The following is a 12,579-nucleotide window of genomic DNA, read 5'->3' on the forward strand; positions in this document are numbered from 1 at the left end:
GCCGAGGCTCACCCGGCCGCGACGGCTTCGGTGGCTTCGGTGGCGGGTGCGGACGAGCGGCCGGGGAGCAGGAACAGGGTGGCGGCGAAGGCGGTGACGAGCAGGCCCGCGCCGACCGTGAAGGCGAGGCGGTATCCCTCCGTCAGCGCGTGGGCCGAGCCGTGCCCGGCGGCGAGCAGTCCGCCGGTGCGTCCCGCCGCCAGGGTGGAGAGGACGGCCACGCCGAGGGCCATGCCGACCTGCTGCGTGGTGTTGAAGAGGCCGGAGGCGAGTCCGGCGTCCTCATCGGCCGCCCCGGACATGCCCAGGGTGGTGAGGGCGGGGAGCGCCAGGCCGAAACCGGCCGTCAGCAGCATGGACGGCAGCAGATCGGTGGCGTAGTCGGCGTGGTCGGGCAGCCGTCCGAGCAGACCCATCTGGGTGGCCATCAGAGCGATTCCCGTCAGCAGCACGGCGCGTTCGCCGAACCGGGCGTTCAGGCGGGCCGAGACGAGCAGCGATACGCCTCCGATGACGAGTGCGGCCGGCAGCAGGGCGAGTCCGGTGCCCAGCGCCTCGTGACCGAGGACCTTCTGCAGATACAGGGCGACGAGGATCTGGAAGGTGAACATCGCGGCCATGATGAGCATCTGGATCAGGTTGCCGCCGACCGTGGTGCGCGAGCGCAGCAGGCGGGGCGGGATCAGCGGCGTGCGGGAGGTGGCCTGGCGTACGACGAAGGCGGCGAGCAGGGCGAGCGCGAGGGCGCCCAGGCCCAGGGTGTGCCCGGACAGCCAGCCGTACCGCTCGGCCTGGACGACGGAGCAGATGCCCACCACCAGGGCGGCGGTGACGAGAAGGGCGCCGGTCACGTCCGCTCCGGAGCCGAGCCCGGGCCCCCGGTCACCGGGCAGCGCCCGCACCGCGAGGAAGAGGGCGGCCACACCGATCGGCAGATTGATGAAGAAGATCCAGTGCCAGTCGAGCGCGTCGGTGAGCACCCCGCCGAGCACCTGACCGAGTGAGGCGCCGACCGCCGAGGTGAACGAGAACACCCCGATGGCACGGGCCCGTTCGCGCGGTTCGGCGAAGAGGGTGACCAGGATGCCGAGCCCGACCGCGGACGCCGCCGCGCTGCCGACGCCCTGGAGGGCCCGCGCGGCGATGAGCACCCCGGGCGAGGTCGCCACGCCCGCGAGGAGCGAGGCCACGGTGAAGACGGCGGTGCCGGTGACGAACATCCGCTTGCGCCCGATGAGGTCCCCGAGTCGGCCGGCGAGCAGCAGCAGGCTGCCGAACGCGATCAGGTAGGCGTTGACGACCCAGCTCAGCCCGACGGGGGTGAACCCGAGGTCGCGCTGGATCACGGGCATCGCCACGGTGACGATCGACCCGTCGAGAATGATCATCAGCATCCCGGAGGCGATCACGCCGAGCGCGAGCCACTTCTGCCGGGGGGTGAGGGGCGACGGGGTGAGGGGTGCGGTGGCTGCCGTCGTCACGGGCGCGGCGCCGGAATCTGCGGGGGAGGGTGCGGGGCGGACTGTGGCGGACATGGGCGTGCTCCTGCGGTGGGAAGCGGCTGGCTCGGCATGTGCGGGCGGGTGGATGCGCCTCGGTGACTGCGATGGACTGACCGTAGCAGAAGGTTTTGTTGCGGACTATATGTTTCGGGAGTTCTCGCTCCGGGGGTTCTTCCGTGGGGTGGTGGCGTCGGGAGGGGTGCGGGGGTGGCGCCGCCCGGGTGGGGCGGGTGGCGCGAGGAATCGGTGCCCGCGGTGGCGGCGGCGCCGACCGGCGGGGCGGAGAACGTCTTCTTTCGGACCATCCGTCACGGATCGACTTGTTAGCCTGAAGTCATGACCTCAACGCCGCCCGCCTCCAGCGCCCCCACCGGCTTCGACCTCTCGTACCTGCTCAACCACACGAGTCACGTCCTGCGGACCCGGATGGCGGCGGCCCTCGACGAGGTGGGTCTCACCCCCCGCATGCACTGCGTCCTGGAGCACGCCCTGGAGGAGGAGCGGACCCAGGCGCAGCTCGCGGAGATCGGCGACATGGACAAGACCACCATGGTGGTGACCGTCGACGCCCTGGAGAGCGCCGGTCTCGCGGAGCGGCGTCCCTCCCGGCTGGACCGGCGGGCGCGGATCATCTCCGTGACGGACAAGGGCGCGGAGCTGGTCGTCCGGAGCCGTCGGATCGTCGACCGGGTGCACGCGGAGGCGCTGGAGGGGCTGGCCGACGAGGACCGGGCGCTCTTCGTCCGGGCCCTGGAGCGGCTGGCACAGGGGCCCCTGGCCGAGCCGGTCGACAGCCCTCGCCCGGCCCGCCGCGCCCGTCAGGCTGCGTAAGGGTTGCTCAGGGCGGCTTAAGGGTTGCTCAGGGCTGCTTAAGGTGGCGTAAGGCGCCCGCTGCCGGGTGGCGCGGGCGGGCGGTATCGGTCCTGCCGCTCGGCGGGTTTCGGCCCTCGCGCATCAAGGGGCCCGGGTGCCCGCCTTCGCGTGTCGGAGGGCCCGGGCGGTTATCGTGCGGGCGTGAACGCTCCGGAGCTTCGCCCCCTGCTCTTCCTCGACGTGGACGGCCCCCTCATCCCCTTCGGGGCGACGCCGCAGCAGCTGCCTGGCGGGTATCCGGCGTACTGCTCGCACTCCGGGCGGACGGAGGATGCCGGGAACCCGCTGCTGGCCAGGATCAACCCCGCGTATGGGCCCCGACTCCTGGCCCTGGGCTGCGAATTGGTGTGGGCGACGACCTGGATGGCGGACGCGAACCTCGTCGTCGCGCCCTGGCTCGGGCTGCCTCGGCTGCCGGTCGTGGACTGGCCCGAGGACGTGGACGACGCGGACGGGCGGGGCGGTCTCCACTGGAAGACCCGCACGCTCGTGGAGCTGGCGACCGGGCGCCCCTTCATCTGGGTGGACGACGAGATCACCGACATCGACCGGCGCTGGGCGGCCGATCGCTGCGAGGGGCTCGGGCTGCTGTACCGCGTCGACCCCCGACTCGGCCTGACGGACGCGGACTTCGCGGCGCTGGCGGCGTGGGTGCGCGGGGTCGGTCGCGGCGGTGGCGCCGCCGGCTGAGGGCCGCTCGGCCCTTCAGCCTCCGGCCTGTGTACGCATCGGGTGCGGCTTCCCGCCTGCGGAAACAGCGAAGGCAGGAAGAAAAGACTCTCCCTGCCACTCTCAAGATATAGCGCACCGGGGGGCTTGCGGCAAGGCCCCCGGTGTACCGCAGAATCGCCACTTCCACCGCTCGGGGCGCACGTCGTCGCGTCGCGGTCCGTCGGTGGTCCGGCCGGGGAACCGGCGTGGTTTTTCTTCGTTCAGCGGGGTGTTCATGACGGACGAGTTCATGACGGACGAGTTCATGGCGGACGTGATCGGGGCGGACAAGATCGGAGCTGGCGTGTTCGAGGCGGACGTGACCGAGGCGGACGTGATGGTGGCGGACGTGATCGTGGTCGGCGGTGGACCGACCGGACTGATGCTGGCCGCCGAGCTGCGGCTGCACGGCGTCGGGGTGGTGGTGCTGGAGAAGGAGACCGAGCCCACCCAGCAGTCCCGCTCGCAGGGCCTGCACGCGCGCAGCATCGAGGTGATGGACCAGCGCGGGCTGCTGGAACGGTTCCTCCGGCTCGGCACGCAGGTCACGTCCGGCGGGTTCTTCGCCGGGCTCGGCAAGGTCTGGCCCGAGCACTTGGACACCGCTCACTCGTACGTACTCGCCATTCCGCAGGCCACCACCGAACGCCTGCTGTTCGAGCACGCCGACGAGCTGGGAGCCGACGTCCGGCGGGGCCACGAGGTGGTCGGGCTGAGCCAGGACGACCGGGGGGTGGGCGTGGAACTCGCGGACGGGACCCGACTGCGCTCGCGTTGGCTCGTCGGCTGCGACGGTGGCCGCAGCACGGTCCGCAGACTGCTCGGAGTCGGCTTCCCCGGTGAGCCGGCCCGGGTCGAAACGCTGCTGGGCGAAATGGAGTTGGAGGCGTCGGCGGAAGAAGTGGGCCGGGTGGTCGCCGAAGTCCGCAAGACGCAGCTCCGGTTCGGGCTGATGCCACTGGGCGGTGGAGTGTTCCGCGCCATCGTGCCCGCCGAGGGGGTGGCCGAGGACCGTACGGCGGGCCCGACCCTGGAGGAGTTCCGGCAGCGGCTGCGCCACTTCGCGGGCACCGACTTCGGTGCGCACTCGCCGCGTTGGCTCTCCCGCTTCGGCGACGCGACCCGCCTGGCCGAGCGCTACCGGACCGGGCGGGTGCTGCTCGCCGGGGACGCCGCGCACATCCACCCGCCGACCGGCGGGCAGGGCCTCAACCTCGGCATCCAGGACGCCTTCAACCTCGGCTGGAAGCTGGCCGCCGAGGTCAACGGCTGGGCGCCGGAGGGGCTGTTGGACAGCTACCACTCCGAACGCCACCCGGTCGCCGCCGAGGTGATCGACAACACCCGCGCGCAGATGGTGCTGCTCTCCACCGACCCGGGCCCCCGGGCGGTGCGTCGGCTGGTCTCGGAGCTGATGGACGTCGAGGAGGTGAACCACCGCCTCATCGAGAAGATCACCGCGATCGGAGTCCGTTACGACCTCGGCGAGGGCCATCCCCTCCTCGGCAAGCGGCTGCGTGACGTGGGCCTGAAGCAGGGAAGGCTATACGGCCTGATGCACGCAGGGCGCGGCCTGCTGCTCGACCGGACCGGCCGGGTCTCCGTGGACGGCTGGGCGGACCGCGTGGACCACGTCGTCGACGGCAGCGACGAACTGGACGCGCCCGCCGTGCTGGTACGCCCGGACGGACACGTGGTCTGGGCCGGCGAGGACCAGCGGGAGCTGGCCGGCCGACTGGCCCGGTGGTTCGGTGCCGCTACGGGGTGAGGGCGGGCGAGCGCCGTGGTGCGGGCGGACGGGCCGGGTGCGGGCGGGCTCAGAGGATGCCCGCGCGCCGGGGGCGGGGTCGGATGGTGGGGTTGCGCAGGGCGGCGACGAGCAGCACGTGGCAGGACACGCCGCCGCGCCGGCTCCTACCGGCCGGACTCGACGATGTCGGCGACCACGCAACTGACGTTGTCGGGACCCCCCGACCCGTTGGCGAGGGCGACGAGTTCGCGTACCGCCTGCTCGGGGCGGCGGGTGTGCGAGAGCACCTGGTGGATCGCCTCGGTCGCCACCACGGCGGAGAGCCCGTCGGAGCAGAGCAGGTACCTGTCTCCTCGACGGACGTCCTGGAGTCGCACATCGGGGGAGGCGTCGACGCTCGCCCCCAACGCGCGTACCAGCATGGATCGTTGGGGGTGGGAGAGGGCCTCCTCCGGGCTGATGCTTCCCTCGTCGAGCATCGACTGCACCACCGTGTGGTCGTGGGTGATCTGGAACAGCCCGCCGTCCCGGAGGAGGTACACGCGGGAGTCGCCGATGTGGACGAGGGCCAGTCGCGAGCCGGTCCAGAGCATCGCGGTGAGCGTCGTCCCTCCTTCTTCGGGCGAATCGCCCTGCTGCACACCAGTGTTGATGGTCCTGCCGATCTGTACCACGGCGTCACCCAGGACGCTGAGGAGGTCGCCGACCGGGATGACGTCGGGTCGCAGGAGCTTGAGCGCTTGGACGGCGGCGGCGCTCGCGGGCGCTCCCTCGCTGCCGAAACCGTCGGCGACGGCGAGCAGGCGGGGCCCGGCGTACGCGGTGTCCTGGTTGCTTTCGCGGACCTGGCCCCGGTCGGACAGGACGGCGTAACGGATGGTGAGGGGCTCGGCGATCGGGGGCATGTCGGGGTCCTTCCCCAAGAGGTGATCGACGAGGAACGAGGCGAGGTCCCGCCGCGCGGCCGTGTCCGCTTCGACCTGCGCCCAGAAGGCGCGGATCTCCTGGGCCGCCGCGGTCGCGTCCAGCGCGCACACCCGCTGGATGCGGGCCAGGGGCATTCCCAGCCGCCGGAGCCACGCGACCAGCCGGGCCTGCTCCAGCTGCTCCGGCGCGTAGAGCCGGTAGCCGGATGCCGGATCGACGCGGGCGGGGGGCAGCAGCCCCAGCTCGTCGTAGAGGCGCAACGCCTTCGGCGACAGCCGGGACGCCTTCGCGAACGTCCCGATGGTCAGCAACCCCATGCTCGCTCCTCCTCGTACCGGGCCCGTCGCCCGGCTCCACCGATGCTGTGGGCTGCCCCAGGGGGAAGGTCAACAAGGTTCCGTTCCGGGCCTCTCGCGCCCGGCCTTCCTGGTCCGTCCGGCTTCCCGGCCTCCCCGGCTCGGGCGGCCCGGTCGAGCGCCGGCTCCCGGCCGTCAGGCCGTGCGTACGGCCGGACGGCCGGGGTCGAGCTCGACGGTGATCAGGCCGGCGTCGCGGTCCATGCCGCTGAGCAGCCAGGCGGTTCCCTCCCCGAACCCGGTGCCGAGTTCGAGGATTCGGCCGCCCGGACGGGAGGCGGCGAGGGTCGCCAGGAGGCTTCCGGTGCGGTCCTCGCTGGACATGATGAAACCCGCCTCGTCTGCTGGGGCGCGCAACGCGGCGGGGGATGCCGGGAGTTGGCTCGGTGTGTCGTCCATCCGGAGATGATGCGGGGGCGGTAGCGGGTGGGCAAGGCGATTGCGCGGGGAGCCCGCGCCGTCGTCCGGCGGCCGGAACGGGCCTTTCCCTCGCGAGGAAGGGCAGCTGAGACCGAGAGTCGCGACGAGCGTCTAGCGAGGGGGCGCATTCAGTGGTCGGCGGCCGGAAGCCCGGTGGGCGATTCAGGGAGGCAAGGCTGCATCGAACGCCGGGAGTCGGAGCACCAGATGCACCAGTGCTCCTCCCTCCAAGCGCCACCGGTCACCCCCTGCCGTACCGACTCGGCCATGGACGCGAGGCGTCCGGCCTCTCTGGCGAAGCAGCGCGCGATCCAGAGGTCTTCCGAACCCCACCACGTGTGGAGTTCGAGGTGGACCGCGCTCTCCCCGTCGCCCCACCAGGTGCCGGCCGGGCCTGTCGCCTCGACGTCGAGAGGGGGGAAACCGATCCCGGCCGCAGTCGGTGTCCGGCCAGGTCCGACGGCGAAGCCCATGGTCACATGGGGCCAGTACCGGACCCGGGCCACCTGGGCGTGGGCCTCCAGCCGCTGGGCGATGCCGCTGTTGATGAGCCTGGGCCGTCCGGCCAGCGTCATGGCGGTGCGACCGTCGAGGAGGACGTCCAGGGCCCATGTCGCGTCACCGTCGAGGATGCCGCCGAAGGACCAGCCGTGGGGGCCGGGGCGGACGGTGGGCTCGCCTCGCAGACCGTGTTCCATTCCGTTGGATCCGAGCAACGGGTACCACAGGCCCCCGTAGCGTTCCTCGAACCGCACCATGGCCTCGATGGCCGCGCTGGGCGCCGGCGCCTCGCTCCCCGAAGGAGTTCGCGTCCGGGCCAGGTCTCGGATCTGTTCGGCGGACATCGCGGGGGCGCGCTCGGCCCGCGTCAGCAGGGCCCGGAGGCGGGGTGACAGGTCGGGGTCGTCGAGGATGTGCACGGAGGCACGTTAGGGCGGTTTCGAAAGCACGGCCAGGGCCCCTCGGCCAGAGGCTCCAGGTGGGTGTGGAAGGCGACCACGTCACTGCCGAGCGAGGTGACGACGCGGCCGTCGTTCAGCAGCAGGGTGCGCCTTGGGACGTTGCGGCTGTCATCCATCGTGAACAAGTCGTGCGGAGTCGGGTCCGCGTCTACGGCGAGGAGCCTGCCGTCGCGCCAGAACACCGTGGTGCCCGCCTGGTCCATCGACGGACAGGACGTGTGGTAGCCCGTCAACGCCGGCCCGTCCAGGAGACTGTTGTCCGGGGCCGGTTGCCGGAACCGCGCCCTCGACGGCAGGCGGTTCTCCAGATCCGGGCCGCATACGGTGCCTCGGTCGTGGACGAGCATCGCGCCATGGCCGGCCCACCGGGCCGCCGTGTCAGTGCGACGTCACGTGGATTAGTTGTTGGGGGATGGAGCACGGCGTCGTTGTCCCGCCACTCCCGCCGCCGCGCGACACGCGCCACACTTTTGCAAGCAACCGCTTGCAATTGTTAGCAGCGTGGGCGCATCATCGACCCATGGCATCACTCAACGTCGGCAACCTGGGCGAGTACCTCCGGGAGCAGCGCCGTAGCGCGCAGCTCTCGCTGCGGCAGCTCGCGGATGCCGCCGGGGTGTCCAATCCGTATCTCAGCCAGATCGAACGCGGCCTGCGCAAGCCCAGTGCGGAGGTGCTCCAGCAGGTCGCCAAGGCGCTGCGGATCTCGGCCGAGACGCTGTACGTACGGGCCGGAATCCTGGACGAGCGGGAGCGGGGCGAGCTGGAGACGCGGGCGGTCATCACGGCCGACCCGTCGATCAACGAGCGGCAGAAGAACGTGCTGCTCCAGATCTACGACTCGTTCCGCCGGGAGAACGGTTTCGTCCCCGATCCGGACGTTCCTGCTGACAACGATGCTGATACCGGTCACGCCGACGGCTCCGGCAAGACCGACGACACCACGAACGCCCGCGCACCCCGTACGTCCGGTGGCAGTGATGCCGCAGACCCTCACCACGAAATCTGATCCGGGAGGACCACAGTCATGGCCATCACCGATGACCTGCGCAAGACCCTCACCGACCCCACCCCCCTCTACTTCGCCGCAGGTACGGCCGAGTTCGCCGTGGAGCAGGCGCGCAAGGTGCCGGGGCTGATCGAGCAGTTGCGGGCCGAGGCGCCCGAGCGGTTCGAGGCGGTCCGCAGCACCGACCCCAAGGCCGTGCAGGAGAAGGTGTCCACCCAGGCCCGGGAGGCGCAGGCCAGCGTCCAGGCCAGGGTCACCGAGGTGATCGGCTCGTTCGACACGGACCTGCGCAAGCTCGGCGAGACGGCGCAGGACCTGGCGCTGCGCGGTATCGGCGTGGCCGCCGAGTACGCGGTCCGGGCCCGTGAGGCGTACGAGAAGGTCGCCGAGCGCGGCGAGCAGAGCGTGAAGGCGTGGCGCGGGGAGGCGGCCGACGAGATCGTCGAGATCGCCGCCGTCGTGGAGTCGGAATCCACCCCCAAGGCCACCACCGCGAAGGCCACCGAGCCGAAGTCCGCCGCGAAGCCGGCGGCGGCCAAGCCGGCCCCGGCCGCCACCACGCCGGTCGCCACGAAGCCGGTCGCCGTGAAGCCCGCTCCCGCCGCCAAGCCCGCACCGGCGAAGCAGGCGCCCGCGCCGCGCAAGGCGACGGCGAAGAAGTCCACGCCGCCCGCGAAGTAGCGGATCGCGCCGGGCCGGAACGCGCCGGGCCCTCCCGGCGCCGGTCCGGGAGTGCTCCGGCGTGGAGCGGGCATCGTGACCCGTGACCCGTACGCCGTTTCGGTACGGTTGGCCACAGGTGCCGGAAGGCGCTCACCCACTACGAGGCGGTGCATCCTCCATGCTGCTCAGCGGATTCAACACATTCGTCTGGCTGCTCTACATGCTCATGCTCGTCCTGGCCGTGCTGGCGCTGGTTTTCGCGTCCGTCGCGCGTGAGGACGCCTACCGGGCGACCGACAAGAAGACGAAGAAGTTCTGGGTGATCCTCCTCGCCGCGGCCGTGGCCGTGAACCTCTTCGTGCCGGTGCTCTTCCTGACCCTCGCGGCGACGGTCGCGTCCATCGTCTTCCTGGTGGACGTGCGGCCCGCGATCAAGGCGGTCTCCGGCGGCGGCAACCGCCGCGGCGGGTCCAGCAGCGACGGGCCGTACGGTCCCTACAACGGCGGGCGCTGAGCGGGCACGACAGGTACGGCCGGTACGACGGGCGGTACGGACGGGGAGGCAGCCGGTACGGCTGCCGACGGCACGGGGCGGGTTCGCACGGCGAGCCTGCCCCGTTTGCGTGTCCGGTCCCGCTCGCGGTCGCGCGCACGGTCCCGGTCCTTGTCGCGGTCGCGGGAGAGCAGCAGGACGGCCACGTCGTCGGTGAGCTCGCCGCCGTTCAGCTCCCGCACCCGGGCGACCGCGGCGTCCAGCAGTTCCTCGCCGCGGAGCCCCGCGGTCAGGTGCGCGTCGACCATGGCGACCATGCCGTCCTGGCCGAGGCGCTGGTTGCCCTCCCCGATGCGGCCCTCGATGAGCCCGTCCGTGTACATCATCAGCTGCCAGGAGCCGCCCAGCTCGACCTGGCGGCGCGGCCACCGGGCGCGCGGCAGCAGGCCGAGCGCCGGACCGCCGTCGTCGAAGGGCAGCAGGCGCGCGGTGCGCCCCGCCCGGGAGATCAGCGGTGCCGGGTGCCCGGCGAGGCAGAGCCCGGCGCGACGGCCGTCCGGGGCGATGTCCACGGTGCAGAGGGTCGCGAAGATCTCCTCGCTCTCCCGCTCGTGCTCCAGGACCTGCTGGAGCGTGGAGAGCAGTTCGTCCCCGCAGAGCCCGGCCAGTGTGAGGGCCCGCCACGCTATGCGCAGCTCGACACCGAGGGCGGCTTCGTCCGGGCCGTGACCGCAGACGTCGCCGATCATCGCGTGGACGGTGCCGTCCGGGGTGCGGACGGTGTCGTAGAAGTCGCCGCCCAGCAGCGCGCGGCTGCGGCCGGGGCGGTAGCGCGCGGCGAAGCCGAGGTCGGAACCGTCCAGCAGCGGGGTGGGCAGCAGACCGCGCTCCAGGCGGGCGTTCTCCTGCGCGCGCAGCCGGGACTCCGTCAGCTGGTGCTGGGCGATGTCCGCGCGCTTGCGCTGTACGGCGTACCGGATGGCGCGGCTCAGCAGCCGGGCGTCCAGCTCGTCGCGGAAGAGGTAGTCCTGCGCCCCGACGCGTACCGCCTCGGCCGCCAGCTCCGCGTCGTCCTCGGCGGTGAGCGCGAGTACGGCGTGCTGGGGCGCGATCCGCAGCACGTGCAGGAGCGCGGCCAGCTCGTCGGCGCGCCCGGGGCCGTCTCCGCCGTCCGTCGGCGCGTCGGCCGGGGAGGCGGGCGTGGGCGTGGTCGTGGGTGCGGCGCCGGTCGCCGTGGGGCGTGCGCCGGTGCCGCCGGGCAGCGAGAGGTCGAGCAGGATGCAGTCGACGTCGTCGGTGAGGAGCCGGCCGGCCTCGGTGAGGTTGCGGGCGGTACGGACGCGGACCCGGGTGCCCGCCGCCGCGGGAAGGTCCGGGAGGGAGAAGGTGCCCGTGGGGTCGTCCTGGATCACCAAAAGGGTGAGGTCGGCTCCATTGGTGGTCTCCGCAGCGGGTACGGCACGCTGCTGAGGTACGGGTGCGGGCATCGGTTCCGGGTTTCCTTCCCTCCCCCCGAGGGCGCGGGCGGGACGACGATCGACGACCTGCCAGACCGGGACCATAGCGTTCGGTGGGCCGGGAGCGGAATGGCGCCCGGGGACTCGCCGGAGTCATATGCGCAGTCATAAGCCGCGTCCCTGCACGGATCCGGCGTGATGCCGCCCTCCGGTGCGGGCGCGGGGGCCATGACAAACATCACGCGGGCGCGTACGCGCGTGGGGACTGGGTCACACACCGGCGCAAGGGCCGGATCGCACGCCCGGCGCGCACCGGTAGTACGGACTCCGGCGCGCGTCAGCGGTGCGCGCTCCGTATCGGGGCGGCGCCCCCCTACGCGTCCGGCCGCACCACGCCGAGGATCTCCATCGAGCCGGCCCCCGCCAGAGTGACGTTTCGCCCGGGGCGCGGAGCGTGGACCACCATGCCGTCGCCGATGTACATCCCGACGTGGGTGGCGTCGCTGTGGTAGATGATCAGGTCGCCGGGGCGCATGTCCCCGACGGCGATGTGCGTGAGCTGGGCCCACTGCTCCTGCGAGGTGCGGGGTATCGGCCGCTTCGCCGCCGCCCACGCCTGGGACGTCAGCCCGGAGCAGTCGTACGAGCCGGGGCCCTCGGCTCCCCAGACGTACGGCTTGCCGATCTGGGCGAGGGCGAACTTCACGGCGGCCTTGCCGCTGGGGCTCGCCTCGCGGTTGATGTCCTTGAGCGCGCCGGAGCTGAGCCAGGAGGACTGGGCGGCGGCCTGTGCCTGCTTCTCCAGTTCGAGGAGGCGGGTGCGCTCCTCCTTCTCCAGCCGCGCTTCGAGCTTCTCCGCCTCGTCGATCCGGGCGTTGATCTCCTTCTTCGCCCGGGCCTGCTCGACGCGCCCGGCCTCCAGCTTGTCCCAGTTGACCTGCGCGTCCTCGGTGTACAGCTCCAAGTCCGCCTGGGCCCGGGTCAGGTCGGCCAGTACCGAGTCGGTGGCCTGCTGGCTCTGGCGCAGCTGGTTGAGGCCGTCCAGGAAGAGCCGGGGGTCGCTGCTGAGGACGAGCTGGGTGCCCGGAGGCAGACCGCCGTTGCGGTACTGCTCCCGGGCCTGGGCGCCGGCCTGGTTCTTCAGCCGGGCTATCTTCTGCCGGCCCTCGTCGATGGCACGCCCGAGGTCGTCCAGCTCGGCGGTCTGCTTCGTCACCTGCTTCTCGGCGAGGTTGTACGCGTCGGTCGCGGCCTCGGCCTTCCGGTAGAGCAGGTCGATCTCCGCGCGCACCTCGGGAAGGGACTTCGGGGCGGGGGAGGGGGTGGCCGAGGGGATCGGCGCGGGTGCGGCCCATGCCTGGACGGGGGCGGAGAGTACGGCGAGTGCGCACACCACCGTGAGTGCGGCTGCGGCACAGTGACGTCGTTTCACGAACGAACTCCCCCTCCGGCACCT

Annotated in this window: 12 protein-coding genes; 6 read left to right on the forward strand and 6 right to left on the reverse strand. The window is 72.2% G+C overall.

The window, feature by feature from the left end; translation table 11 throughout:
- Positions 1-8: 8 nt before the first annotated feature.
- The gene (locus tag OHT52_RS16315; protein ID WP_328720889.1) at positions 9-1,535 is read right to left on the reverse strand and encodes an MFS transporter; all 1,527 of its coding nucleotides are present in this window, start codon (positions 1,533-1,535) and stop codon (positions 9-11) included.
- Between the two features lie 303 nt (positions 1,536-1,838).
- Here OHT52_RS16315 and OHT52_RS16320 point away from each other — a divergent pair, with 303 nt between their 5' ends.
- The 3 genes from OHT52_RS16320 (at position 1,839) to rox (ending at position 4,854) form a co-directional block, all read left to right on the forward strand.
- Positions 1,839-2,333, forward strand: coding sequence for a MarR family winged helix-turn-helix transcriptional regulator (locus tag OHT52_RS16320; protein ID WP_328720891.1), 495 nt, complete (start codon positions 1,839-1,841; stop codon positions 2,331-2,333).
- 183 nt (positions 2,334-2,516) lie between these two features.
- Positions 2,517-3,065, forward strand: coding sequence for a hypothetical protein (locus tag OHT52_RS16325; RefSeq protein WP_328720893.1), 549 nt, complete (start codon positions 2,517-2,519; stop codon positions 3,063-3,065).
- A 361-nt stretch (positions 3,066-3,426) separates the two neighbouring features.
- A complete protein-coding gene (gene rox / locus OHT52_RS16330) occupies positions 3,427-4,854 on the forward strand; it encodes a rifampin monooxygenase (RefSeq protein WP_328723763.1) in 1,428 nt (475 codons plus the stop codon).
- Positions 4,855-5,000: 146 nt separating this feature from the next.
- Here the strand turns inward: rox and OHT52_RS16335 are convergent, their stop codons facing one another.
- From OHT52_RS16335 to OHT52_RS16345, 3 genes are all read right to left on the reverse strand, one after another.
- Positions 5,001-6,080, reverse strand: a complete 1,080-nt coding sequence (locus tag OHT52_RS16335) for a MerR family transcriptional regulator (protein ID WP_328720895.1) — start codon at positions 6,078-6,080, stop codon at positions 5,001-5,003.
- A gap of 174 nt (positions 6,081-6,254) precedes the next feature.
- Positions 6,255-6,518 (reverse strand): hypothetical protein, encoded by a 264-nt coding sequence (locus OHT52_RS16340; protein ID WP_328720897.1) that lies wholly within the window; start codon positions 6,516-6,518, stop codon positions 6,255-6,257.
- Positions 6,519-6,667: 149 nt separating this feature from the next.
- Positions 6,668-7,459, reverse strand: a complete 792-nt coding sequence (locus OHT52_RS16345; RefSeq protein ID WP_328720899.1) for a hypothetical protein — start codon at positions 7,457-7,459, stop codon at positions 6,668-6,670.
- Positions 7,460-8,021: 562 nt separating this feature from the next.
- Between OHT52_RS16345 and OHT52_RS16350 the strand changes: the two genes are divergently transcribed.
- The 3 genes from OHT52_RS16350 (at position 8,022) to OHT52_RS16360 (ending at position 9,687) form a co-directional block, all read left to right on the forward strand.
- The gene (locus tag OHT52_RS16350) at positions 8,022-8,510 is read left to right on the forward strand and encodes a helix-turn-helix domain-containing protein (RefSeq protein WP_328720901.1); all 489 of its coding nucleotides are present in this window, start codon (positions 8,022-8,024) and stop codon (positions 8,508-8,510) included.
- 18 nt (positions 8,511-8,528) lie between these two features.
- Positions 8,529-9,191 carry a hypothetical protein gene (locus OHT52_RS16355; protein ID WP_328720903.1) on the forward strand — a complete coding sequence of 221 codons (663 nt, stop codon included), beginning with the start codon at positions 8,529-8,531 and terminating at the stop codon, positions 9,189-9,191.
- A 160-nt stretch (positions 9,192-9,351) separates the two neighbouring features.
- Positions 9,352-9,687, forward strand: a complete 336-nt coding sequence (locus tag OHT52_RS16360; RefSeq protein ID WP_328720905.1) for a DUF2516 family protein — start codon at positions 9,352-9,354, stop codon at positions 9,685-9,687.
- Here the strand turns inward: OHT52_RS16360 and OHT52_RS16365 are convergent.
- Together OHT52_RS16365 and OHT52_RS16370 are read right to left on the reverse strand one after the other, a co-directional pair.
- A complete protein-coding gene (locus OHT52_RS16365; RefSeq protein WP_328720907.1) occupies positions 9,669-11,153 on the reverse strand; it encodes a PP2C family protein-serine/threonine phosphatase in 1,485 nt (494 codons plus the stop codon). The two genes, OHT52_RS16360 and OHT52_RS16365, sit on opposite strands and share 19 nt — an antisense overlap.
- A gap of 343 nt (positions 11,154-11,496) precedes the next feature.
- Positions 11,497-12,555 (reverse strand): C40 family peptidase, encoded by a 1,059-nt coding sequence (locus tag OHT52_RS16370; protein ID WP_328720909.1) that lies wholly within the window; start codon positions 12,553-12,555, stop codon positions 11,497-11,499.
- Positions 12,556-12,579: the final 24 nt, after the last annotated feature.

The sequence above is a fragment of the Streptomyces sp. NBC_00247 genome (assembly GCF_036188265.1).
GTDB lineage: Bacteria > Actinomycetota > Actinomycetes > Streptomycetales > Streptomycetaceae > Streptomyces.